General features: G+C 60.7%; 20 protein-coding genes and 1 pseudogene. 10 read left to right on the top strand and 11 right to left on the bottom strand.

Going from position 1 to position 24,731, the window contains the following annotated elements; translation table 11 throughout:
• Positions 1 to 426 precede the first annotated feature (426 nt).
• Positions 427 to 705: pseudogene (locus tag AAZU54_RS04955) on the top strand (NAD(P)H-dependent oxidoreductase); the annotation flags it as partial.
• Between the two features lie 68 nt (positions 706 to 773).
• Here the strand turns inward: AAZU54_RS04955 and AAZU54_RS04950 are convergent.
• Positions 774 to 1,547: an alpha/beta hydrolase gene (locus AAZU54_RS04950; RefSeq protein ID WP_434726677.1), complete on the bottom strand. Its 774-nt coding sequence runs from the start codon at positions 1,545 to 1,547 to the stop codon at positions 774 to 776.
• An 89-nt stretch (positions 1,548 to 1,636) separates the two neighbouring features.
• Between AAZU54_RS04950 and AAZU54_RS04945 the strand changes: the two genes are divergently transcribed.
• Positions 1,637 to 3,076: an HD domain-containing phosphohydrolase gene (locus tag AAZU54_RS04945; protein WP_434726676.1), complete on the top strand. Its 1,440-nt coding sequence runs from the start codon at positions 1,637 to 1,639 to the stop codon at positions 3,074 to 3,076.
• 31 nt (positions 3,077 to 3,107) lie between these two features.
• Here AAZU54_RS04945 and AAZU54_RS04940 read toward each other — a convergent pair whose 3' ends face one another.
• Positions 3,108 to 4,022 carry a LysR family transcriptional regulator gene (locus AAZU54_RS04940; protein ID WP_434726675.1) on the bottom strand — a complete coding sequence of 305 codons (915 nt, stop codon included), beginning with the start codon at positions 4,020 to 4,022 and terminating at the stop codon, positions 3,108 to 3,110.
• 117 nt (positions 4,023 to 4,139) lie between these two features.
• Between AAZU54_RS04940 and AAZU54_RS04935 the strand changes: the two genes are divergently transcribed.
• A complete protein-coding gene (locus AAZU54_RS04935) occupies positions 4,140 to 4,469 on the top strand; it encodes a nuclear transport factor 2 family protein (RefSeq protein ID WP_368971448.1) in 330 nt (109 codons plus the stop codon).
• A complete protein-coding gene (locus tag AAZU54_RS04930; RefSeq protein WP_312154785.1) occupies positions 4,466 to 5,239 on the top strand; it encodes an SDR family oxidoreductase in 774 nt (257 codons plus the stop codon). Before AAZU54_RS04935 ends, AAZU54_RS04930 begins: the two co-directional genes overlap by 4 nt.
• Positions 5,240 to 5,371: 132 nt before the next feature.
• Here AAZU54_RS04930 and AAZU54_RS04925 read toward each other — a convergent pair whose 3' ends face one another.
• The 6 genes from AAZU54_RS04925 to AAZU54_RS04900 all read right to left on the bottom strand — a co-directional run bounded on the left by AAZU54_RS04925 (position 5,372) and on the right by AAZU54_RS04900 (position 13,610).
• Entirely contained in the window at positions 5,372 to 5,893 is a 522-nt protein-coding gene (locus tag AAZU54_RS04925; RefSeq protein ID WP_264234576.1) for an AAA family ATPase, read from the bottom strand.
• A 230-nt stretch (positions 5,894 to 6,123) separates the two neighbouring features.
• A complete protein-coding gene (locus tag AAZU54_RS04920) occupies positions 6,124 to 7,329 on the bottom strand; it encodes a multidrug effflux MFS transporter (RefSeq protein WP_405128994.1) in 1,206 nt (401 codons plus the stop codon).
• 32 nt (positions 7,330 to 7,361) lie between these two features.
• Complete coding sequence (gene fabF, locus AAZU54_RS04915; protein WP_434726674.1) at positions 7,362 to 8,654, bottom strand: beta-ketoacyl-ACP synthase II; 1,293 nt, start codon at positions 8,652 to 8,654, stop codon at positions 7,362 to 7,364.
• 65 nt (positions 8,655 to 8,719) lie between these two features.
• The gene (locus AAZU54_RS04910; protein ID WP_434726673.1) at positions 8,720 to 11,812 is read right to left on the bottom strand and encodes an efflux RND transporter permease subunit; all 3,093 of its coding nucleotides are present in this window, start codon (positions 11,810 to 11,812) and stop codon (positions 8,720 to 8,722) included.
• Positions 11,809 to 12,915, bottom strand: a complete 1,107-nt coding sequence (locus AAZU54_RS04905; protein WP_312155975.1) for an efflux RND transporter periplasmic adaptor subunit — start codon at positions 12,913 to 12,915, stop codon at positions 11,809 to 11,811. Before AAZU54_RS04905 ends, AAZU54_RS04910 begins: the two co-directional genes overlap by 4 nt.
• 80 nt (positions 12,916 to 12,995) lie before the next feature.
• Entirely contained in the window at positions 12,996 to 13,610 is a 615-nt protein-coding gene (locus AAZU54_RS04900) for a TetR/AcrR family transcriptional regulator (RefSeq protein WP_312155977.1), read from the bottom strand.
• Positions 13,611 to 14,011: 401 nt separating this feature from the next.
• Between AAZU54_RS04900 and AAZU54_RS04895 the strand changes: the two genes are divergently transcribed.
• A complete protein-coding gene (locus AAZU54_RS04895) occupies positions 14,012 to 14,806 on the top strand; it encodes a substrate-binding domain-containing protein (protein ID WP_368971446.1) in 795 nt (264 codons plus the stop codon).
• 144 nt (positions 14,807 to 14,950) lie between these two features.
• Here AAZU54_RS04895 and AAZU54_RS04890 read toward each other — a convergent pair whose 3' ends face one another.
• A complete protein-coding gene (locus AAZU54_RS04890) occupies positions 14,951 to 15,922 on the bottom strand; it encodes a hypothetical protein (protein ID WP_434726672.1) in 972 nt (323 codons plus the stop codon).
• Positions 15,923 to 16,172: 250 nt separating this feature from the next.
• A complete protein-coding gene (locus AAZU54_RS04885; protein WP_434726671.1) occupies positions 16,173 to 17,237 on the bottom strand; it encodes an SDR family oxidoreductase in 1,065 nt (354 codons plus the stop codon).
• A gap of 72 nt (positions 17,238 to 17,309) precedes the next feature.
• Here AAZU54_RS04885 and AAZU54_RS04880 point away from each other — a divergent pair, with 72 nt between their 5' ends.
• The gene (locus tag AAZU54_RS04880; protein WP_186553318.1) at positions 17,310 to 17,714 is read left to right on the top strand and encodes a MerR family transcriptional regulator; all 405 of its coding nucleotides are present in this window, start codon (positions 17,310 to 17,312) and stop codon (positions 17,712 to 17,714) included.
• A gap of 410 nt (positions 17,715 to 18,124) precedes the next feature.
• On the opposite strand, the gene AAZU54_RS04875 is transcribed toward AAZU54_RS04880, so the two are convergent.
• The gene (locus AAZU54_RS04875) at positions 18,125 to 18,751 is read right to left on the bottom strand and encodes a VOC family protein (protein WP_312153690.1); all 627 of its coding nucleotides are present in this window, start codon (positions 18,749 to 18,751) and stop codon (positions 18,125 to 18,127) included.
• Positions 18,752 to 18,948: 197 nt separating this feature from the next.
• Between AAZU54_RS04875 and AAZU54_RS04870 the strand changes: the two genes are divergently transcribed.
• The 4 genes from AAZU54_RS04870 (at position 18,949) to AAZU54_RS04855 (ending at position 24,555) form a co-directional block, all read left to right on the top strand.
• The gene (locus AAZU54_RS04870) at positions 18,949 to 20,736 is read left to right on the top strand and encodes a thiamine pyrophosphate-requiring protein (RefSeq protein ID WP_312153692.1); all 1,788 of its coding nucleotides are present in this window, start codon (positions 18,949 to 18,951) and stop codon (positions 20,734 to 20,736) included.
• Positions 20,737 to 20,834: 98 nt separating this feature from the next.
• A complete protein-coding gene (locus AAZU54_RS04865) occupies positions 20,835 to 21,362 on the top strand; it encodes a (2Fe-2S)-binding protein (RefSeq protein WP_186553321.1) in 528 nt (175 codons plus the stop codon).
• Positions 21,359 to 22,360 carry an FAD binding domain-containing protein gene (locus tag AAZU54_RS04860; protein WP_434726670.1) on the top strand — a complete coding sequence of 334 codons (1,002 nt, stop codon included), beginning with the start codon at positions 21,359 to 21,361 and terminating at the stop codon, positions 22,358 to 22,360. The genes AAZU54_RS04865 and AAZU54_RS04860 overlap by 4 nt, the downstream gene beginning before the upstream one ends.
• The gene (locus tag AAZU54_RS04855; RefSeq protein WP_186553323.1) at positions 22,357 to 24,555 is read left to right on the top strand and encodes a xanthine dehydrogenase family protein molybdopterin-binding subunit; all 2,199 of its coding nucleotides are present in this window, start codon (positions 22,357 to 22,359) and stop codon (positions 24,553 to 24,555) included. Before AAZU54_RS04860 ends, AAZU54_RS04855 begins: the two co-directional genes overlap by 4 nt.
• Positions 24,556 to 24,731 lie beyond the last annotated feature (176 nt).

Genomic DNA, 24,731 nt, shown 5'->3' with positions numbered 1-24,731 from the left:
GCGGTCGCGTGCAATGTTTCTTCGATCTGCGGTGTTGCTCTAAAAGCGTAGTTCATCCTCTGATGATTGCGGTCTTGGCCATGCGAACTAGACGACGCCGATAGCGTTAGGGAAGACTCCGAGAGCACTGCCAAAGTCTACTCAAATCGCACTGCGACTTATTTCATGCACCCACTTGATTTAGGAGGTTTCATCAAATCAGGCCTTTCAATGAAGCGTCGGAAGCGGCGAGTGATCAGTAGATATTCGAGAACAAATGCATTTTCGGAGAATTGCCTTCTCCTCACCCAGCCTGTTTGAAAATATGTAGGGTTATCCAGCTGAATTCTGCCGTCAGCACTGCAACGGCCCCAGAGCAGCCTGAGCAGTTGACTCTCCCGTTATGGTCAGGCTTTACCCTGCACGCTTCATGTTCAGGATGAAGTGATGATGAGCAAACGAGTACTAGTGGTGCTGGGGCACCCGTCAAGCGAGAGTTTCTGCGCAGCGCTGACCGAGGGTTATGTCGAGGCGGCCAGAAGTGCCGGCCATGATGTAAGGGTGCTACGGCTTGATGCTTTGAGCTTTGACCCGGTACTACGCAGCGGCTACCGGCAAGCGCAGCCACTGGTACCCGATCTGCTCAGGGCCCGGGCCGACATCACCTGGGCCGAGCACCTGGCCTTTATCTACCCCATTGGGTGGGGCGGTATCCCTGCATTGATTACACCGTCAACGGTGCGTTACAGGCGCTGCTTGAGGGCAGCCAGCTCATAGCGGTGCGCCAGCCGCGATCACCGCTCGCCAACACTGCTTACCGCCTTGAGAATCACCTTGGCCACTTCGCCAGGCTGTGACTGCTGCGGCACATGGCTGGCGCGCAGTTCGGTCAGGGTGGCGCCGATCCGCTTGGCACTGGAGCGCTGGACGTCGGGGTGGATCATGCGATCGTCAGTGGCGAGCAGGTACCAGGACGGCTTGGTCTTCCAGGCAGCGACCGTGGTCCGATCATCGAAGGCCGATGCCTTGATCGGGCCTTGGGTAGCGGTCATCACTGCGGTTTGTGCCGCCGGGAGATCCTGGGCGAAGTCCTTGGCCATGCCTTCTGCCGTCAGGTAAAGGAAACCGTTGCCGTCTGCCTTGATCTGGCTGATGCCAGGCGTGGTAGGCGCGCCCTTGCCCTGTTCGCCACTGAACTGGCCTGCATCAGGTGCGAAGGCGGCGACGTACACCAGGGCGCTGACTTTCTCATGGGCGCCGGCTTCGCTGATCACGGTGCCGCCCCAGGAGTGGCCGACCAGCACCACCTTGCCTGACTGGTTGTTCAGCACGCGCTGCGTGGCGGCAACGTCGTCGGCCAGCGAGGTCAGCGGGTTTTGCACCACCGTCACCGCCACCCCTTCAGCCTGCAAATACGGCACTACCTTGGCCCAGTCAGAGCCGTCGGCGAAGGCGCCGTGTACGATGACCACCGAAGGCGTTGCCTCGGCAGCCTGGCTGACACTCACCATAAGGGTGCTGGTCAGGGCGAAGGCGACGGTGACGAGTTGCGACTTGAATGCTTTCATGGGCTGAACTCCTGTGTTGGGAGTTCAAATTCTGCGGACCCACATGCTTGGCGGGTATCGGTCATTTATCCGACCCTGAGGCTTTTTTCATGGATAGCGCGCTACGATTCGACATCTCATTGAGCGGCGCACTGGGGGCTATCTCCCAGGTCGGCGACCTCAGCATGGGCCAGCCCCTTGGCCACTCCCAACGTGTTGCACGCCTGGCGCAGATGCTAGCCCGCGCCATGCACGGCGAAGGCGAGCATCTGGTGACAGCGCAGCAGGTCGCCTTGCTGCGCTGGTCCGGCTGCACCGCCAACGCCGATGGCTTCGCCCATCTGCTGGGCAATGATGTCGATGGCCGCCGCGCGATGCTCGACCAGACCCTGGGCGCCGAACAGATGAACGCCGTGCATCAAGCGGCACCGCTCGCCGTGGTGCACTGCGAGGTGTCTGGCCAGATCGCGAAAATGCTCGAACTTGGCGCAGCGGTCGAAGCCGGCTTGTGCCGGATATTCGAAACCTTTGACGGAACCGGCAGGCCGCTTGGTGTGAGCCATGTGCACATTCCGGACGCGGCCTACCAAGTGGTACTGGCCGGAGACCTGGACATCCTCAGCCGCGCCCATGGCCTGGACACGGCGCTGAGCTGGATCAACGAACAGGCCGACCGCCGCTACCCCGCCGCCCTCGCCGCCTTGCTGGTGCGCAATGCCAAGGTATGGTTAGCGGAACTGGAAACAACGCCCGGTGGGCTGGACGACACCCGGCTCGAACGTCCCGTGTCACTGACGCTGGTGGGTGATGTGATCGATCTGAAGTTGCCCTGGCTGGCAGGTTACTCCCGGCAGGTGGCGCAGATTGCCGTCGAGGCCGCCCGCTTGTGGGGACTGCCAGAGCCCGACCAGACGGAGATTGGCAAAGCCGCGCTGATCCATGGCCTGGGGCGTGCAGCCGTCTCCAATCAATTGTGGAACACCGCGGGGCCGCTACCCTACGGCGCCACAGAACGTATCCACCTCGTCCCTTACTGGACGCACAAGGCATCACGGCAGATCACTGAGCTGACCATCCCTGGCGAAATTGCCGCCCATGCCTACGAACGGCTCGACGGCAGCGGCTATTTTCGCGGTGCATCGGCCGATGCCCAGTGCGCCGCCTTTCGCTTGCTCGCCAGCGCTGTCGCCTGGGTAGCGTTAAGAAGCGCCAGGCCCTGGCGACCCGCGCATAACGAATCGGAGGCGGCGCGGCTGCTCAAACAGGACGCCAGCCGCGGCCTGTTTGACGCCGAAATCTGCGCAGCGGTAATCGCTGCCGCACGTGGCGAACGCCGACTGCCTCAGCCGAAAAGCACGCTGCTCACCACCCGCGAGTGCTCCATCCTCATGGAGATCAGCCGTGGCGCCAGCAACAAGGAAGTGGCGCGGCGACTGGAGATCAGCCCGAGTACCGTACGCACCCACATGGAAAGCATTTTCCGCAAGCTGGGTTGCTCCACCCGCGCGGCCGCCACCTTGAAGGGGCTGACCCTGGGCTTGATCGCCTGATAGCAGGCGCTTGGGGGCAGTCGGTGAATTATCATAGCTGGTCTTTGCTCGGCAGATTGTCGCGGGCCAGGGCAGTGAATGCCTTGAGCGCAGCGGAGGGGTTGCGCCGGTTCGGGTAGTACAGGCACAGGTTGTCTCTGGGCGGCGTCCACTCTTCCAGCACCCGCTCGAACTGTCCGGCGTCCAGTTCAGCCTGAACGTCCTGCTGCATAAAAAAGCCCAGCCCCACGCCTTCCTGCACCACCGCCTTGGCGACACTAGGCTCGTCCAGGGTGAGCTGGCCAGTCACATCAAGCCGGGTCACCTCCCCCGCGCGTTCAAAATGCCAGGGGTAGATCGCCCCATTGGGTAGGCGGATGCGCATGCACTGATGCTGGAGCAGATCCACCGGGCTACGCGGCCGGCTGTGCTTGGCGAAGTAGGCAGGGGAGCCGACCACGGCATAGCATTGCGGCTGGCCGAGGGGAATAACGATCATATCGCTGGGCACAAGATTCGCAGAACGTACGCCCAGATCGAAACCGTCCGCGACTATGTCCACCAGGCGGCCTTCGGTCACCAGATCGATATGCACCTTCGGGTAACGCTGCAGAAACTCAAGCACCAGCGGCAGCAACGCGGCGCGGGCGGCACTGGCGAAGGCATTGATGCGCAACACGCCTGACGGCCCGGCATTGTGCGAACGCACCGCTTCCAGCGCCGCTCGCACTTCCTGCAGAGCCGGACCGACCTGCTCCAGGTACATAGCCCCCGCCTCGGTCAGAGACACGCTGCGGGTGGTGCGATTGAACAGCCGCGTTTCGAGGCTCGCCTCCAGCTTGGCAATGGTGTTGCTCAATGCCGTGGTCGAAACATCCAGATCAATGGCTGCCTGTCGAAACGACGCCCTCCGCGCCACGGCCAGTACAGCTTCCAGCTCATTGAGAGCAAGGCGCGAATCTGCCACGTAATTGTCCTCATATTCGGGATAGGTCGTTAATGTCTATCCCAGTTGAGCAAACTATCAACTGAGCGGCAAGATCACAGTCGTAAACCCCAACCCACTGTGAGAGGAGATCAGGCCATGAACCTGCAACTGCCTGACGCCGTACAAACCTACTTCGATGTCAGCAATGGCGGCGACATCTCGCGCCTTGCCGCCTGCTTCTGGGCGCACGCCAGGGTGACCGACGAAAACCGCACGCACCAGGGCATTGCAGCCATCGAAGCCTGGCAACAGGAGGCCCGCCAGGCATTCACCTACAGCGTCGAGCCGCTGGCGGCGACGCAGAATGACGATTCGCTGAGCGTAACGGCGCGTCTGGTCGGTAACTTCCCTGGCAGCCCGCTGCAGCTGAATCATCTATTCCTGCTGCACGACGGCCAGATCCGCTCACTGGAGATTGCGCCATGAACCTTGATCTTGGCGGCAAGCAAGTGCTGATCACCGGCGGTACCAAAGGCGTCGGCCGCGCGGTCGTCGAGCTGTTCCTCGCAGAGGGCGCCAAGGTGCTGACCTCGGCTCGGCAGGCAACCAGCGATCTGCCGGCTGAGCTGTTCGTGCAGGCTGACCTCGCGACCCCAGAAGGCTGCGAAACACTGGTAGCCGCAGCTAAGCAACGGCTGGGCAGCATAGACATCATCGTCCACGTCCTGGGTGGTTCGTCGGCACCTAGCGGCGGCTTCGCGGTGTTGGATGACGCGCAGTGGCAACGCGAGCTCGACCTGAACCTGATGCCGGCCGTGCGCCTGGATCGCGCCCTGCTCCCATCGATGCTGCAGCGCAAGAGCGGCGTGATCATCCATGTAACCTCGATTCAGAACTGCCTGCCCTTGCCCGAAGCCACTACGGCTTACGCAGCGGCCAAGGCGGCGCTGTCGACCTACAGCAAAAGCCTGTCGAAAGAAGTCTCGCCACAAGGCGTGCGTGTTGTACGGGTGTCGCCGGGCTGGATCGAGACCCAAGCGTCGGTCGCCTTGGCCGAGCGGCTGGCGCAGGAAGCCGGTACGGACTACGCAGGCGGCAAACGCATCATCATGGATGCACTTGGTGGTATTCCACTTGGCCGCCCTTCCACGCCGTCAGAAGTTGCTGACCTGATTGCCTTCCTGGCATCGCCTCGTGCGGCATCCATTACGGGGAGCGAGTTTGTAATTGACGGCGGGACAGTGCCAACGGCCTAGCTGTAGTTGCTCCGCATAAACGCGTCAACCACCGGAAAGGGGACATGGAAAAGGGGGCAGATTTATTTGCTGCTGGCCGTCCCCTATTAGCCGATTGCCGTCGCTTGTTTCGATAGCGCAGCCGCTCGTCGATCAATCTCGTGGGCCAATCCCCGAAAGAAACAGGTATGTATCTCGATTAGAGCGCAGGCGAACAACGCGGCATGTCGAGGGGGCCGTCGCCACCAGCTTTTGCATATTGACTCGTGCTGATTTTCTCGTCCGCCACATAAATCTTAAAAACGCTGGCAGATTCGCCAGCAGTTCGGGGCAGTTCTCCGGCAAATCGGCCCGAGAACGGCCGCGCTGGAGCAGCGTTCTTAGCAGCACGCGCCAAAATCGAAGCGGCGCCGAACGATCAATCCATATCAAAAGATCTGCCCGCGCCATCCGATTCGCCCAAGTAACGGAATGGCCGCCTTCGAATATCCAGCGATCACGAGCCTCGACCTCGGAACAAAGTCGCGTTTTCTCTTCCCGACTTCGTTCAACCCACCCTGGCTGCCAGTGGATAGTGTCTATATGAACGACAGGTAAGCCCGTGCGCAGACCAAGCTCACGCGCCAAAGTGCTTTTGCCCGACCCAGGTTGACCAATAATCATCACCCGCTGCACCGAAGCTCCTTCTCGCCATGCGCGTCATTTTTTTGGGGGGGCGATTTTACGCCAACCTCCTACTCCGGCAACAGCCAGCAAGCCAAACGTTGATTGTCGTGACTGTCCGCTTCGGGTCGAAAGCAGTCTGTCGCGACCGTCCGCAATCGACCCATAGCTGCCGCTGGTCCAAGTTGACTGTCGGCCCAGAAGCGGTCTGCAGCACGCCACTGGAGCTTAATTCTGAGTCTCTAAGATCTGGCCGTCCGACTTTCGATCTGGTTACTCGCAACGAACAATGTCAGCGCCACGAAGCAAACCGACGTCTGGATAACCCCTAAGCTGGACACAGGCGGGTACTCCAGAATCGATACCAGCCAAGTAGTGATCGCTGCAGCGCCCATGGTCATAAAGCCAAACAATGCCGACGCAAGCCCCGCCTGCTTGCCGAATGGCTCCATGGTGATGGCCGTACCCAGAGGGTTGGCCAGGCCCATACCCCAGAGAAAACTCGCCATCGAAAGCGAGTACCAACCAAGGCCTGGGTCGCTCGGCCCGACCAGCAGAAGGCAGCCGGCTAGCATTGCGGTGGTCAGACCCAGGATAGCGACCGTGCGGCTGCCAAAACGACGTGCCAGACGCGGCGCGACCATGCCGGCAGCGAATACCACAAAGACTGTGACAGCGAAGTACAACCCTGCCTGCAAGGACGACAAGCCCATGCCGCTCATCAGGATCGCAGGTGCGGCTGCGAAGGATGCGAACAGCCCACTCATAAGCAAGCTCACTGCAGTACCCGGAAAGATGAAGCGTTCATCAGCGATCAGCCGCCAGTAGGCGCCCACTACCTGCGGTACCGATCGGGTGGTTCGGCGTTCTGGCGGCAGCGTTTCGCCAAGTCCACGCGCATAGAAAAACGCGATGACAACAGCTGCAACGCCAACCATCACGAAAATCGCTCGCCAACCCAGCGTTGTTGTCAGCAGGCTGCCGAGCAGCGGTGAGAAACCGGGGGCTGTCGCGGTGGCGATCATGGTCAGCGACAATGCTCGCGCCAGGGCTTGGCCTTCGAACAGGTCGCGTGCAATGGCGCGGGCCAGCACGGCGGCAGCGCAAACGCCAAGCGCCTGGATGACTCGCCCGGCGATCAGCATATCCAGTGAGCCGGCAAGGCCTGCGACCAATGTGCCTGCTACGAAAAGCCAGAGGCCGCCGAGCACGAGCCGCATGCGGCCGAAATGATCCGCCAGCGGCCCAACCACCAATTGCGCGAGCGCAAAGGTGATGAAGAAGCTGGAAAGCGTCAGGCCCAGCTCGCGGGACGATACGCCTAGCTGTCGGCCGATGTCCGGAAACGCAGGAAGGATGATGTTGGTGGACAAAATGCTGATCGCCGAAAGCGCAGCCAGCAAAGCCACAACTTGGCCGGTCAGCGGCGTGCCGGTCTCTGTAGGCATCACGCTGTCGCCCGCGGCCTGGTGCTGCCCGCTCACGGCGTTGCCTCCCAGCGGCGGAACAACACACTGGCATTTACCCCGCCAAAACCGAAACCATTGGAGAGTGCATGGGTGATCGGCATTTTGCGCGCACTCAGCGCAACCAGATCTAGACCCGCCGCTGCTTCGTCCGGAGTGTTCAGGTTCAGTGTCGGCGGCACAATCTGGTCACGCAGCGCCAGCACCGTGAAGATCGCTTCGATGCCGCCGGCAGCGCCAAGCAAGTGGCCGGTGGCGGATTTGGTCGAGCTGATCGCCACGCCTGCGTCGGCGCCAAATAGCGCCTGAATAGCTGTTAGCTCACCGTTGTCGCCAACCTGGGTCGAGGTGGCGTGGGCGTTGATGTGCTGCACATCGACCGGGCTCAGGCCCGCCTGTCGCAGCGCTTGTTGCATGGCGCGCAGGGCACCGCTGCCGTCCTCGGGCCCGGCGGTGAGGTGATAGGCATCGGCGCTGGTGCCGTAGCCCACCAGTTCGGCCAGCGGCGTGGCGCCACGCGCGAGGGCGTGTTCCAGTGATTCGATCACCAGCAGCCCGGCACCTTCGGCCATCACGAAACCGTCACGGTCACGATCAAACGGGCGCGAGGCCTGCTGCGGGTTCTCGGCGAAACCGGTAGACAACGCGCGCGCCGCCGCAAAGCACCCTAGGGTCACGCGGTCGATAGCCGCTTCCGTACCGCCGCAGATGGCGATATCGGCCTCACCGCATCTGATGAGGCGAGCGGCATCGCCAATCGCTTGAACACCCGCGGCGCAGGCGGTAACCGGCGCGCCAAGCGGACCTTTGAAGCCATTGCGAATGGACACCTGCCCCGCTGCCATGTTGGCCAGGAATGAGGGGGCGGTGAACGGCGACAGCCTGCGCGGCCCGCGTGAGTCGGTCGTACGCACGGCCTCTGCCATGGCTCCGAACCCGCCCACGCCGGACGCGATGATGGTTGCGGTTCGTGCCTTCTTGGCTTCGCTGCTCGGGTGCCAGCCTGCCTGCTCCAGCGCTTCATGAGCGGCAATCAGCGCAAACTCGATAAAGCGGTCCATCTTCTTGCGTTCTTTCGGCGCGATGATCTGTTCGGGTTGATAGCCCACCAGCGCGTCTTCTTCGAGCGTGGGCACTTGTCCTCCCACCGTCACGCCTGTGCCTTCGGTGATGTGCGCGGGCAGTGTGCGAATGCCCGAGCGCCCGGCCAGCAGGCGGCGCCACACTTCACTCACACCACAGCCCAGTGGCCCGACGATGCCAGTACCGGTTACCACAATGCGTCTCTGCTGCTGAACGTTACTCATTGGAACCTCTCTTTGTCGGTCGGCGTTCTCCCTGGCCGCAGGAGAACGCGGGCCCGGGAGCTGCGTCAGGCTTTCGCCGTGACGCTCGAATCATCGCCGAGGCGGCTGGGGCGGATCTTGAACCAGATGGAGTACATCGCCGGGAGAAACACCAGGGTCATGATGGTGCCGACAAAGGTGCCGCCGATAAGGGTATAAGCCAGGGTTCCCCAGAACACCGAGTGCGTCAGTGGAATGAAGGCAAGAATCGCTGCCAGTGCCGTCAGCAACACGGGGCGGGCGCGCTGTACGGTGGCTTCGACCACCGCATTGAATGGGTCCAGGCCCTCTTTCTCGTTGTGATGGATCTGCCCGATCAGGATCAGCGTGTTGCGCATCAGGATCCCTGACAGTGCAATCAGCCCGACCAGAGCGTTGATGCCAAACGGTTGATGGAACATGAGAAGCACCGGCACCACGCCGATCAGACCCAGCGGCGAGGTGAAAAACACCATGACCATCGCCGAGATCGAGCGTACTTGCAGGATGATGATCAGCAGCGTCAGGGCGATCATGATCGGCAGTAGCGGCAGAATCGCCTGGCTGGCCTTACCCGATTCCTCGATAGAGCCGGCCATTTCGATGCGAAAACCATTTGGCAAGGTTTCGATGATCGGCTGCAGGTCTTTCCACACTGCTGCCGAGACGTCTGGCGGCTGCAGCTCTTCGGCAACATCACCCCGTACGGTGATGGTCGGTGTGCGGTCGCGACGGCGCAGAATCGGATCTTCCATACGAACATCGACCTCGCCGATCTGCGACAGCGGAATGCGCTGACCGGCTGAGCCAACCAGTGTGAAGCCCTCGATCTTCGACGGATCGAGACGGATATCCCCCGCTGCCCGGCCGACCACCTGCACCGCACGAATGTCTTCGCGCACCGTGGTGATCGGTACGCCGTTGAGCAGGAATTGCAGCTGCTGGGCGACTGCGTTAGAGGTCAGGCCAACGGCCTGCAGGCGATCCTGATCTAGCGAGAAATGCAGCGTTGGCACCAGAGCGCCCCAGTCGCTGTTCACGGTTCTCATCATCGGGCTGGCTTGCATAACGCGCTGCACACGGGTGGCGATTTCGCGCAGCTGCATCGGGTCTGGCCCCATCACCCGATAGGCCACCGGGTAAGGCGAATACGGGCCGAAGACCAGTTGCGTGACGCGCACCTTGGCCTCGGGCGCCAGCCCTTCGGAGGCGGCCTCTCGAATACGCAGCTTGAGGGCCTCACGAGCCTGCTGGCCATCGGTCAGCACCACGATCTTGGCAAACGATGGATCGGGCAGTTCCGGCGCCATGGCCAGGAAGAAACGGGGTGGGCCTTGCCCTACATAGGAGGTCACGATCTTCGCTTCTTCCTGCTCGCGCAGCCATGACTCAACCTTGACCGCCGTGGCGTTGGTCTGCTCGATGGAGGTGCCGTACGGCATTTGCACTTCGACCAGCACTTCGGGGCGGTCGGACGTCGGGAAGAACTGCTTCTTTACCAACCCCATGCCCAGTACCGAAACCACGAACAAGCTGATGACCGTCCCGGCCACCAGCCATTTCAGGGCGATGACTCGCGCCAGCAACGCGCGGAAACGGTTGTAGTGGCGGGTGTTGTAGATGGCCGCATGGCCACCCTCGACCTGCTTGATATCGGGCAGCAACTTCACGCCCAGGTAGGGGGTAAACGCCACTGCCACCACCCATGAGGCGATCAGGGCAATGCCGACAATCCAGAACATGTTGCTGGTGTACTCACCCGCCGTGGACTGGGCAAAGCCGTTGGGCATGAAGCCGATGGCGGTGACCAGCGTACCGGAGAGCATCGGCGCGGCGGTGTGGCTCCAGGCATAGGCCGACGCCTTGAAGCGGTCGTAGCCCTCCTCCATCTTCACCACCATCATTTCGATGGCGATGATCGCGTCGTCTACCAGCAGGCCCAATGCGAGGATAAGCGAGCCCAGGGTGATGCGGTCGAAGTTCTTGCCCGTGGCGGCCATCACCACAAAGACGATGGCCAGCGTCAGCGGCACGGCAGCGGCAACCACGACGCCGACGCGCCAGCCCATGCTAATAAAGCAGACCAGCATGACCACCAGCAACGCGACGAAAAACTTGACCATGAACTCGTCAACGGACGAGGCGATATTGACGGCCTGATCGGTGACTTTGCTGAGCGTCATGCCCAGCGGCATGGCGTGGTTGATGCTCGCGGTTTCTGCCTCTAGCGCCTTGCCGAGGTCAAGCCCGTTCCAGCCCTCGCGCATGATCACACCGAGCAGCAAAGCGGGCTCGCCATCGTTGCGTACCAGGAAGGTGGCCGGGTCCTCGTAGCCGCGCTCCACAGTTGCGACGTCGGACAGCTTCAGCGTTCGACCCTGTACGGCAATCGGTGTCTCGCGGATCTTTGCCAGTTTGTCGAAGGCACCATCCAGGCGCATGACGACCTGCGGTCCGTTGGTATCCACCGAACCGGCGGGCGTCAGGGCGTTCTGGCTATTGAGTGCAGCAAAAAGATCCTGCGGCGTCACACCCAGGGTTGCCAGCCGGTCATGGGAGAACGACACGAAGATGCGCTCGGCCTGTTCGCCGATGATGTTGACCTTCTTGACCCCTGGCACATGCAGCAGCCGCTGACGCAGCGATTCGGCGTCACGCACCAGCTGGCGCTGTGGTTCACTCTTTGCCTTCAGGGCATACACCGCGAAGGTCACATCGGAGAACTCGTCATTGATCATCGGCCCGATAACGCCGGCAGGCAACGTTTTGGCTTCATCACCCAGCTTCTTGCGAGCCTGGTAGAACTCTTCCTGCACCTGCGACGGCGGCGTGCTGTCGCGCAACGACACCATAGTGAATGCCAGGCCCGCGCGAGTGTAGGTTTCGCTGCGGTCGTACCACTTCAGCTCCTGCATGCGCTTCTCTAACGGCTCGGCGACCTGATCCTGCATTTCCAGGGCGGAAGCGCCTGGCCATGCAGTGATAATGGTCATCTGCTTGACGGTAAACGGCGGATCCTCGGCACGACCCAACTGAAAGAACGCCAGTGTTCCGGCCACCGCGATCAGCAAAATCAAGAACAGTGTGATAGAGCGCTCGCGAACCGCGAGGGCGGACAGGTTGAAACGCCCCTTGCTCATGGCTGACTCACGGCTACGGGCGTGACAGCCGCTTGGGCAAGTCGTACTTCCTGGCCATCACGCAGCAGGTGGGCACCTAGGGCAGCCACGTGCTCGCCAGCCTTGAGCTTGCCAGCGACACGCGCCGTATCATCACTGATACCTATTACCTGAACGGGCCGCCAGGAGACCTTCGCCGGCTCGCCGGCAATTACCCACACCCCTGTGCCATTGCCTGGATCGTATAGCGCGGCGATAGGTACCTGCAGCAGTTGAGTGGCGCTCCTGTCCTCTGCGATATTCAGGGTAATGGTGGAGCCCAGCGGCGCGTTCGCCAACGCGCCGTCAAGCACATACCGGGCTTCGAAGGTTCGGGTGGTGGCATCGGCGGCCTGCGACAGCAAGCGCAGCTTGGCTGCCACGGCAGCGCCGCTATTGCCATACAAAGTAGCTTGAGCTGTGGAGCCCGGCGTCGGGCGCAGGGTTTCAGGAAGGTGCACGACAGCTTCCCGCTGCCCCGCCCGCGCCAGTCGCACCACCGCCTGGCCGGCACTGACCACCTGGCCGGGTTCAGCCAGAGTGTCCATCACCACCCCATTGGCGTCAGCCAACAACACCGCGTAGCCCGTGGCATTGCGCGCCACATCAGCCTGAGCTTGGGCAGCGCTGAGCTGAGCCTTGGCGGAGTCGGCGGCGGCCTTGATCTGATCATAGCGCGACGCCGATACCGCGCCGACGGCTACAAGCCCGCGATAACGCGCCTCGTCATCAGCCGTCTGCTTGGCCAGCGCCCGAGCGGAAGCGACCGTCTGCAATTGCGCACGCGCCTGCAGTTGCAGGTCGATGGGATCGAGTCGCATCAACGGCTGGCCGCGCTTGACCGTTTCACCAGTGTCAACCAAACGCTCGAGAATCTTGCCCGACACCCGGAAGCCCAGGTCACTCTGGGTACGTGCGACCACTACGCCGGTGAATGAACGGCCCGTCTCGGAGGACTGCTGGACCGCCGCCGCCCTGATCAGCGGCGGCTTGTTGCGGGGGTCTTTGTTGACTGACGATTCGCCACACGCCACCAGGACGATAGGCAGTAAGCAAAAGACGAAGGTGGCGGACTTGAGGCGCATGGGTTCCGTTACTCAAGAGCAAGATAGGAACCCAATTCTTGGACCTGTGACCAAATCTGTCAATGGTCACAATTAATTGGCTAGGGCGCCAGGCTGCGCAGTATCAGTGCTGGCAGAAGCACTGCGGCCTCAGGCGCTGTATCGAGGTTGTACTGCAACTGAGCCGCGTTGACGTAAGGGCGCAGGACTAGAAAAATCGCATTGACGGCTTCATCCAGGGGCGTCTTGCGCTCGAATTCCCCAGACTGCCGGCCTTCGAGGAGAATCCGCTGGATGAGCTGGCGGATAAGCAGTTCATGATTCTTGACCGATGGCCACTCGTCACGCGAAGCGACGGCAGCGATGTCGTAAAGCTTGCGATCGTGAAAAAACAGATCGCTGCCGGCCTTTGAAATGGAGCGGAAAAGCCGCCTTAGCTTCTCGGATGAGGTCTGCGCCTCGGCAATGGCGGCTTCGACGATCTGCATGATCATGGCCAGGCGATTGCTGCATATCACCCCGCCGATGGCTTGCTTGGAATCGAAGAATTTATAGATATAGGCCTTGGAAAAACCAATCGCCTTGGCGAGATCCGAGACAGTGGTCTTTTCGTAACCGTAATGGCCGAAATGCTGCGTCGCCGCGTTGATGATCTGGTCGCGGATCTCATGATCCAGCGGGCCGCGTTGGGTCGAGGTGTTCATATCTTCATTCATGTCCAAAGCTTAACTCTGTGGCGAGCTGATTGACAGATAGTGACCAATCTATAATATGGTCACCACCTATCAATCAGCTCTATGTTGCGAGCCTTTGTCCACGGCCTAGACCCGTATCGGTGCTGGACCCTAGCTTCCCTCCATAGATCTGTTGAAATGACATTTGGCATGGCGACGTTCGTGCAGCCCTCAGCGCAAAGTAACAGTGATGGCTCGGAGTGACTTACCACCCCGCCGTGAGGGCTAGAAAGCGTCGTAAGCGGTGAGTCGCGCTCTGCCGCTTTCAGCCCATCGCTGCCATCTGCGGACAGAAATGTAAAACATTCTTAATAGTTGATTAACCATTAGCTTGCTCCACGCCCCGGTAAAATTTCGCGCTTTTACAGGTGGAGAACGCTCCGATGCTTCGAATGCTGTCCTGTGCTGCCCTCTTGACCATTTCATTCGCCTGCTCGGCTACTGACGTTGTACAAGGGGGCGAGCAAACGCTGACCGTGCTGAGTTCCGGCGGAATCATGGGCGCTATCCGGGAAGTAGCGCCAGCTTATGAGAAGAAATATGGCGTGAAGCTGGAAGTACTCGCAGCACCTTCGATGGGCGAGACCCCGCAGGCCGTACCAAACAGGCTCGCTCGCGGTGAGCAGGCGGATGTGGTTCTGATGGTAGGTTCGGCGCTCGACAACCTGGTCGCCAGCGGTCTAGCCGACAAAACCAGCCGAATAGATCTCGGCAAGTCTTTCATTGCCATGGCCGTTCGCAAAGGCGAACCGAAGCCGGACATAGGCACTATGCAGTCCTTGCGCACAGTGCTGCAAAACAGCAGGTCTGTCGCCTACTCCGACAGCGCAAGCGGCGTCTATCTCTCCAAGACCCTGTTCCCTCGCATGCAACTCGGCGACCAGTTCGTGGCCAAGGCTCACATGATCCCTGCCGAGCCCGTAGGCGCAGTGATCGCTCGCGGCCAAGCACAGATCGGCTTCCAACAGCTAAGTGAGCTTAAGCCAGTAAAGGGTATCGACATCGTCGGCCTGATCCCGGCTCAAGCGCAGAAAATGACCATGTATTCGGGCGCTGTCGTCAGCAAGAGCCAGCATCATGCCGCAGCCCAGGCGCTCCTTGACTATCTGGCATCGCCAGAAGCCGACGCAGCGATCAAAGATAGCGGCTTGACGCCACTACCTCATACAGCAAGCTGACTGCGAGCGCCGGCAGCGATAATGGGGATGCGGCAAGTGGACATCTGCCCGTTGGGGAACCGCGGGCGGTTCAACTGCTGCACGGCCATACGAAGCTTGAAAGATGCCGGGGCCGCCTTGCGGTCTATCCCCGCTCATTGAATTTCAGCGCACTATGATTTCATCAGGAAAATAAACCCCCATTGAACGGTTGCTGTGTATCCCCAGCACCTCCCCTTGCATGCTCTGCACCACCGTCTGCCCGCCCTCGATGGGGGTTCCAGTACGACGATCCTGGGCGTGTGCGTCCGGTGGCAGGCTGAACAGCATCTGGCCTTGATAATGGCTGACCTGGATGTCGGCAGGATAGTGAACAGGACCGAACGCGAAGGGTTGGTTCGAGTAGCCTCCCCACGAGCGACCTTTCATGATCAGTGAACGCAGTTCTATCCCCAGTACCCTGACCGGGCTTTCCTCGGACCTGGCCTGCCAGCTAGTGGTGTTGGCGAACACCCTTACCGGGCCAGGCCAGACAATGCCGCCCAGCTGGGTACCTGGCGCCAGCGTGCATCGGCGCATTTTCCATTCGGAAAAGGTGAAGTGAGCACCGAACGGAAAGCCGAACTCGACCTCCCCAGGCTCACATTTCCATCCTGCCAGGGCATGGACCGACAGGGTCTCGACCGTCGCGAAGCCGTGCCCCTGCGCCAGTTCCAGACGACGCACGGGCATACCTAAGATGTGACCTGGCGTGCGCTCGAAATCAGCCTGCTCCAGACTCTGCATGCCATAGGGCACGGGATCGCCGGACAGGTCGTTGAAAGGCTCCAGGTTTCGCAAATGGACCTGCGTACCGGCCGGAAGCACCAGGTCACCAAGCACTTCCTCGTGCTCGAGGCGGGGATTGTGCGCACGCCAGTCCTGCCATTGCTCGTAGGTGAACTGGACATACAGTCCGCTGCCTGCAGCCAGCAGCACCACGAGCACGCCGAAGCGCCAACGCCTGGCCAGCATATAGCGCCGGCAACGGGGGACCAGCAGTGCCAGCAGGCAGGCGATGAGCAACCAGAGAAAGACTTCGGAAAAGAGGTAGATCATGTAGCCGAGCAGCATGGCCGGCATGGAGACAGGAATCATGGGACCGTCCTTGTGCACCCTGATGGAGACGGCGCAGGATAAATCAAGCTCGGCGCTGTCCCAAGCCCTGAGCTTTCAAGGAAACCACTCGGCATGATGCCCTAAGACATGCTCACAAGAATTCTGCTGATCGCAACATCGTTTTCGCTCGGTCAAAAGCTCCCGCTGCAAATGATTGCTACCGATAGGTTTGGACCTCAGCGAACATAAGACCCTGCTACCTCATCGAAGATTGCAAGATTGATTGGTTTCAGTTGATGAAGTAACCCTTGACGTATCGCACTGTGTTTTCCAAGGTTCGCGCCATGTCGGGATGCGTTAGCTGATACCTCTGCTCCAGTTGCTTGCTATGGCGCATATCGAAGCGCTGCGTCTGAATGAAATTCAATGACTCGGCGCTGATCGCGAATCGGGCCGCCAGTCCTGGAATCGACAAAAGCCACCTAAGCAGACCTATCGCTACATGGCGTCGGGGGGCCTTGACCCCCAGCATGTTTGCCAGCTGGCCAAGCATTTCCTGCAGATTTGGTGTGCGCTCATAGAGTGCCAGCACCTGCTGGTTGGCCATCAAGGGGTCGAACGCCACGCAGGTTATCATCGCCACCAGATAGTCGACACTGACCACTGGCAACCAGTGCTCGGGGGAACCGGGGACAGCTTTGAACCTGCCTTGTGCCAGATTTCGAATGAGTTCGGCCAGGGGTTGTCCTTCCAGGATGTGCCCACTCTCACTGTGGCCACACACCGTAGCAGGATGAACGATGGTGTAATCGGCGCCCGCTTCCTGCATGTAGCGCATAACTGAGAAATGGGACTCAAGCTTGCTGCCTTCGTAGCCACCCACACGGTCGTAGACTGCGGGCCAGTTTGTGTTTTCAGGGCGCTCATGATCAACCCCGATACTGGCAAGGTGGGTAAGGTTTTGCAGCATGTAGCCGCCCACCATCAGTAATCGGATGCGCTGGTTTGCCGCAAGCCTGGCGACCCTCAGCGCCCCCTGCACATTGACTGCGCGGGCGTGCTCCATGCTTAGCCCCCAGGTAAATTGCGCCGCGAGGTGGAAGGCAACTGCGGCCGAAGACACGCGCTGCTTGTCTGCCTCGCTGAGCCCAAGCTCCTCCCTGCTAATGTCGCCTTCAACGGGATGAACATAAGTAGGGTTACCGCCCAGTCGCTCCACTTGTTGTCTAAGCCGCCCAATGTTTTCAGGGCTGCGCATAAGTACCCAGGTCTTGTGCCCTGTCGCAGTGAGACGGGCCAGCAGATGTTGACCCACAAACCCAGTGCCGCCGGTTACGAAGCATTCCACACTCATGCCTGACTCCTTGTTTGGATGATGGGTGCAGGCTAAGGTGTAGAGTCTGCTCTACAGTCAAGGAAATTTACTGTGAACATTGGAGAGTTGGAGCGCCGAAGTGGGATTGGCCGCCATGCATTGCGCTATTACGAGAAACTCGGGCTTATCGTGGCCCAGCGGCAGGCGAACAACTACCGCAGCTACAGCGATCAGACCGTTGTCGACCTGGGGTTTATTCAAAATGCCCAAAGCATGGGTTTTTCCCTTTCGGCAATCGGGGAAATCCTCGCGGCCAAACGGGGTAATACCATCGATTGCGCACAAGGCGCTGCCTTGGTCGCTAGCAAGATGGCTGAAATTCAAGTGAAGATCAGCAATCTGCAAGCCACGTATGGTTTTCTCGATGCAGAGCGTGTGAAGCTTGAAGCCAGTGCCATTGCCCAGGGACTGACTATTTCTTACCCTCCCCTCACTGGGCATGCATCGAAGCCGTAGCACTGTCCATCCTTTGCTCTCGACGCGTTTTACTCCCTCTTTTGGGAGGTAAGCACTGAGGGTCGTTACTCGGCACGGCCAAGCCAATCAGCCGCGGACTCAGGTGCAAGTGCATTTGCTAGAGGTGAACGAGCTACGGCCAAGGTATGCGGGCGGGGTGAGATGGCGGGCAAAAGAAAGCCCGCTGCTAGGCGGGCAAGGTCTATCACACGTAGGGATGGTGATAATGTCTCCCAAGCGATGTGAAAAATTAGTCAAGGAAACGTCCAAGCAATCTCATCGCCGCAACATTGAGCTAAGGCCAGCTGTGCAGCGGCTGTTCTGAGTCGCGCTATGACGGTGTAAACGATAAGACGGGCTGCTACCGCGTCAGTGACTATTCACCCAGTACAGATCGCACACCGCGTGAGCTACAGAATCCTGAGGCCATGCGGTGTAGCGATGTAGGCCTTCAATGCGTATCGCTCACTGCGTAATACACTGACCGGCCCGGTAAAGCCGATAGATTGCAGTTCGCGTTCCACTACGCAGGGCTCGGGATGAGCAATTTCCAGACGTTGCAGTTGACAGCCTTTGTCATCGAGTCTCTTGGCGGGATGCTCCGACTCGCCCCAATCGATCAGGCTAGGGACAGCCCCTTGCAGAGGCAGATGCCCGTCAGGCTGAATCGAAATTTTCCACGACAGACCTCCCCTGCTCATCGGTTCGATCTCTCCAAAAACCTGCCTGAGGCTCTCGTCTGCGCTATCCAGACGCTCCGTACGCGCCACCCAGTGGGCTAAATAGGGCGAAGATTGCGCACTTAGCTCATCCAGACCGAACCACCTAGGTCGCGTAGGCAAAGGAGCCTCACTGTCAGGAGCAATGACTTCAAGATAAAACGACTCTCCTAATCGTAGGAGCAGATTGTGAGTGCTCATGCGCATGTGCTTACCACCTGGCTGCAACTGCACTGCGAGTTGACGCTCGACGAATTGGGCCCCCAACGGCAGGGTCGGTGACACAATGACCAGATGATCCAAGGTGGAATGCATCATAGCCTGCTATCTCCCTAATCAAAGAACTCCAAGCGTTGCCGCCTTTTCACCCGACATGCTCGATTGCAGTACAGCTCACATGGACTGGGTAAGCTCACACGGTGACGACGTGAAGCCCGCCACCGACCCAGATAGTTGAAACTTTCCCAAACCGCGTCAAGTCCAGACCCCTATCGACCAATCAACGGGAGAAGGCAATGACGGGCACGGTAGGCGATTTTCTGGTAGAGCGCTTGTATCAATGGGGGGTACGGCGCATCTTTGGCTACCCCGGCGATGGTATCAACGGTGTATTCGGTGCGCTCAGCCGGGCCAAGGGCAAGATTGAATTCATCCAGGCCCGCCACGAAGAAATGGCTGCATTCATGGCCTGTGCCCATGCCAAATTCACCGGTGAGCTGGGCGTCTGTATCGCGACCTCCGGCCCTGGCGCTTCGCACTTGCTCACCGGTCTCTACGATGCCCGTATGGACCATATGCCAGTGCTGGCCATCGTCGGCCAGCAAGCCAGGGCCGCACTGGGCGGGCACTACCAGCAGGAGCTAGACCTGCTGTCGATGTTCAAGGATGTCTCCGGGGCATTTGTCCAGCAGGCATCCACGCCCTCGCAGGTGCGCCACCTGCTTGACCGCGCGGTGCGCACCGCCATCGGCGAGCGACGGGTAACCACAGTGATTCTGCCCAACGACCTGCAGGACTTGCCCTACCAGCAACCGGCGCATGCCCACGGCACGGTGCATTCGGGCATTGGCTACAGCAAGCCCAAGGTGGTGCCCTATGACAGCGATCTGCGCCGCGCCGCCGAAGTCCTCAATGCCGGGCGCAAAGTCGCCATACTGGTAGGCGCCGGCGCCCTGCAGGCCACCGATGAAGTCATCGCCATCGCTGACACATTAGGCGCAGGCGTGGCCAAGGCTCTACTGGGCAAGGCCGCCATGCCCGATGACCTGCCGTGGGTCACCGGCGCCATAGGCTTGCTCGGCACCGAACCGAGCTATCAGCTGATGAGCGAATGCGACACCCTGCTGATGATCGGCTCGGGCTTTCCCTACTCCGAGTTCCTGCCCAAGGAAGGCCAGGCCCGCGCTGTGCAGATCGATCTGCAAGCAGACATGCTCAGCCTACGTTACCCGATGGAGGTAAACCTGGTCGGTGACGCCGCAGAGACCTTGCGCGCGCTGTTGCCTCTACTCGAGTCCAAGACCGACCGCCGTTGGCGGAAAAAGGTCGAAGGCTGGCGCGCACGTTGGGATAAAACCCTGGCAAAACGTGCGCAGGTCAAGGCCGACCCCATCAACCCACAGCGTGTGGTGTACGAGCTCTCCCCTCGCCTGCCCGACAACAGTATCGTGACCAGCGACTCCGGCTCCTGCGCCAACTGGTTTGCCCGCGACCTGCAGATTCGCCGGGGCATGCACTGCTCATTGTCCGGGGGCCTGGCCTGCATGGGGGCTGCCGTGCCCTACGCCATCGCCGCCAAGTTTGCCCATCCGCAGCGCGCAGTGATCGCGTTGGTGGGTGATGGCGCGATGCAGATGAACAACCTGGCCGAGCTGATCACCGTGGCCAAGTACTGGCAGCAATGGGAAAACCCGCAATGGATCTGTGCGGTGTTCAATAACGAGGACCTCAACCAGGTCACCTGGGAGCAGCGCGTGATGGAAGGCGATCCCAAGTTCGAGGCGTCGCAGACGATTCCTGACGTGCCTTACCACTTGTTCGCCATTTCCATCGGCCTGCAGGGCATTTTCGTCGACCGCGAAGACGACGTCGCCGCGGCCTGGGAACGCGCCTTGAGCGCCGATAGGCCGGTCTTGATCGAGTTCAAGACCGACCCCAACGTGCCACCGCTGCCACCCCACATCAAGCTGGAGCAGGCGAAGAAATTTGCCGGCACTTTGCTCAAGGGCGACCCGGACCAGGCCGGGGTCATCGTGCAGACGGCCAAGCAAGTCCTCAGTTCGGTGTTACCCGGCAAGAAGTGATGCACGCCTCGGCGCACAGGCTGAACGTTTGCACAGTCGGGTCGGTCGCACCACAGAGACGCAGCCGACTGTGCCAACCCTGACCGTGAGAACCTACCATGAGCGAGATCTTTCCCGAAGGCGGCCAACAGCACCCCATCGACCTGACCATAAACGCTCAAGCCCGATCGCTGCAGGTCCATCCCTGGACCACCCTGCTCGACCTGCTGCGTGAACAGCTGGACCTGATAGGCACCAAGAAAGGTTGCGACCATGGCCAGTGCGGGGCCTGCACGGTGTTGCGCGATGGCAAGCGCATCAATGCCTGCCTGACCTTGGCCATCATGTGCGATGGGGCCGACCTGGTGACCATCGAGGGCCTGGCCAGCGGCGACCAACTGCATCCCATGCAGCGCGCCTTCATCACGCATGATGCCTTTCAATGCGGGTACTGCACGCCAGGCCAGATTTGCTCCGCGGTGGGTCTGGCCCGTGAAGGCCATGCCGCTACGCCAGATGTCATCCGCGAGCAAATGAGCGGCAATCTCTGCCGTTGTGGCGCCTACAGCAATATCGTCGCCGCCGTGCAAGAAGCGCTGCCGCTGATGCGCGCTGCGCCACAAGCGCAAGGAGACCAGCAGCCATGACGCCTTTCAGCTATCACAAGCCTGCATCGGTCAGCGAAGCCGTCAACCTGGCAGATCCTTCTTCGCGATTCATTGCAGGGGGTACCAACCTCGTCGATTTGATGAAGGAGAACGTGGTACGCCCCGAGCACCTGATTGATATCACCCATCTGGGACTGAACCGCATTGAGAGAACCTCGAGCGGCGGTGTGCTGATAGGCGCGCTGGTCAGCAATGCCGAGCTGGCCGCCGATTCGACAATCGAACAGCATTACCCGTTGTTGTCCGAAGCCATCCTGGCGGGGGCATCGCCGCAGCTGCGCAATATGGCCAGTACCGGTGGCAACCTGTTGCAACTCACCCGCTGTTACTACTTCTATGACACTGGCACCCCTTGCAACAAGCGCGACCCCGGCAGCGGATGCCCGGCGCGAACAGGGCTGAACCGTATCCACGCCATCCTCGGTGCTAGCGATGCCTGCGTCGCCACCCATCCATCGGACATGTGTGTGGCGCTGGCAGCGCTGGAGGCTGTGGTCCATGTCGAGGGGCGGTCCGGTAAACGCCAGATAGCCTTTGCCGAGTTTCACCGCCTGCCCCAGGACGCACCGCAGCGCGACAATCAGTTGGCAGTCGATGAACTGGTGGTCGCCATTGAGTTACCGCCCCCGGCCTTCGCCGACCATTACCGTTATTTGAAAATTCGCGACCGCGCGTCCTATGCCTTCGCGCTGGTTTCGGTGGCGGCTGCCGTACGCCTGGACAACAACGTAATCCAGCTCGCCCGCCTGGCGCTGGGCGGCGTGGCGCACAAGCCGTGGCGAGACCTGGCTGTGGAACGGATGCTGATCGGCCAACCCCCGTCACAAGCGCTGTTCACCCGCGCGGCTCAAACCATGCTGCAAGGTGCAACGCCGTTGAGCCACAACGGTTTCAAGGTGACGCTGGCGCAGCGGGCCATTGTGCGGGCACTGGGCGATGCTGTGCTCGATGCCGCGGCGCGGGGGGCACGCCCATGAACACCAAAGTGCTAGTCGGAACACCTCTGGACCGCGTGGATGGCGTAGCCAAGGTAACCGGGCAGGCGCGCTATGCGGGCGAGTATCCCGAGGCCGACCTGCTTCATGGCAGCGTGGTATCCAGTACCATCGCCCGGGGCCGGGTACTGCGGATCGACAGTTCCCGGGCCCTGCGCGTGCCTGGGGTGATCGCAGTGCTCGACCATAGTCATCGTCCGCACATTTCCAGTTACGACGACGATTACAGTGACGCCGACTCGGCCGAAGGTTCGCCATTTCGGCCCTTGTTCAACGATCAGGTGCTGTACAGCGGGCACCCCTTGGCACTGGTGGTCGCGCAAAGCCTCGAGCTGGCAAGGTACGCGGGGTCGTTGATCGACATCCACTACGTCGAACAGGCCCACGAGACGGATTTGCTCAATGTACGCAACCAAGCCCATCAGGCACCCGCCGAAACACCTGAACCGCGTGGCGACTTTGCCGGGCAGTTCGCCAGCGCGCCAGTGCAGATCGATGCCACCTACCTGACGGCCAACGAGCATCACAACCCGATGGAGCCGCATGCATCGACGGTGTTCTACAACCCCGACGGCACCTTGCACATTCACGACAAGACCCAAGGTACGCAGAATTGCCAGGACTACCTGCACAAGGTCTTCGGTCTGCCCAAGGAGCACATCAGGGTTCTGGCAGCCTTCGTCGGCGGCGCGTTCGGCTCAGGCTTGCGCCCGCAGTACCAGCTGCCATTGGCAGTAATGGCGGCGTTGCACTTGCAGCGTTCGGTGCGCGTCACCCTGACCCGCCAGCAGATGTTCAGCTTCGGCTACCGGCCCCGCACCGAGCAGCGTTTGCGCCTAGGTGCAGACGCGGACGGCCGGCTGTTGGCAATCGCCCACGATGCACTTGGCCAAACATCACGCTTCGAGGACTTTACCGAGCATCTGGTCGAGTGGAGCGGCATGCTCTATCAGTGTGACAACGTTGCCCTGAGCTATCGCCTGGCTCCGCTCGATGTGTACACCCCGCTGGACATGCGCGCACCCGGCGCCGCTTCCGGGATGATCGCCCTGGAGTGCGCCCTGGATGAACTCGCCTGGGCCGCCCGGATCGACCCGGTCGAGCTACGCCGACGCAATTTTGCCGCCAGCAATGGCAACGAAGGCAAACCCTACTCCAGCAAGCAACTGCTGGCGTGCTATACCCAAGGCGCCGAGCGTTTCGGCTGGGACCGACGCAGCGCCGCACCGAGGAGCATGCGCAAAGGCACGCAGTTGGTCGGCTGGGGCATGGCCGGCGGCGTCTGGGAAGCGATGCAGATGAAAGCCAGCGCCAAGGCGCGCATCGATGCCCAGGGGCACCTGACCGTCAGTAGCGCCACCACCGACATCGGTACTGGCACCTACACCGTCATGACCCAGATCGCAGCCGACGCAGCCGGCGCCCGACTACAGGACGTCACGTTCGTACTAGGTGACTCTTCGCTGCCTCCAGCGCCGCTTCAGGGTGGTTCTTTCACCGTGTCGTCGGTCGGTTCGGCAGTGCGCCAAGCTTGCCTTGAGCTACGGAGCAAAGTGCTGGAACACGCGCGCAGGACCTATCCCGCAGTTGCCAGCACAGCCCTGGAACAGGTCGTGTTCGCAGACGGCTACCTACACGCAGGCAATCATCGCTTTGCCCTGGCGGACATCGTCGCCAGCGCCCCCAATGGTGTTTTCGAAGTACAGGTCGATGCCGAGCCGGGCGCCAAGCGCAAGCCGTTCGCCACTGCCACACATTCAGCGGTATTCGTCGAAGTTCAGGTTGATGAAGAGCTTGGTTCGATCAAAGTCACCCGGGTGGTCAGCGCTATCGCGGCAGGACGTGTAGTCAATCCAAAGACCGCACGTAGCCAGATCCTTGGCGGCGTGGTGTGGGGGCTGGGCATGGCCTTGCACGAAGAAACCTTAACCGATCATCGGCTGGGCCGCATTCTCAATCACAACCTGGCGGAGTACCACATTCCGGTGAATGCCGACAGCGGTGAGATCGAGGTGATATTCGTTGAAGAGCAGGACGACATCGTCAATGAACTGGGCTCCAAAGGGGTGGGCGAAATTGGCATCGTGGGCGTGGCGGCGGCGATAGCCAATGCTGTCTTCCATGCCACCGGCATACGGGTAAGAGCGTTTCCGATCACCCTCGACAAGGTGCTCTAGGCGCTAAGCCCAGATTGACTCGCCCCCTGTGCGACTGAGACGGGCGTTTGGAACCTCGTGTGAACTTTCGCCGGTTTGCACTGGCCTTCCGTTCAGGGGGCGCGAGTTACCAGGCGTCTGGCGAAGGCACAGGTTCCGCGCTCAGCCCGCTGCACGCAGCTTCAGGCCGCAAGCAG

The organism is Pseudomonas sp. Je.1.5.c (assembly GCF_051129895.1).
In the GTDB taxonomy this organism is placed as follows: Bacteria; Pseudomonadota; Gammaproteobacteria; order Pseudomonadales; family Pseudomonadaceae; genus Aquipseudomonas; species Aquipseudomonas urmiensis.
Note: the sequence above shows the minus strand (reverse complement) of the source record. Positions and strands in the feature narration are given on the sequence as shown.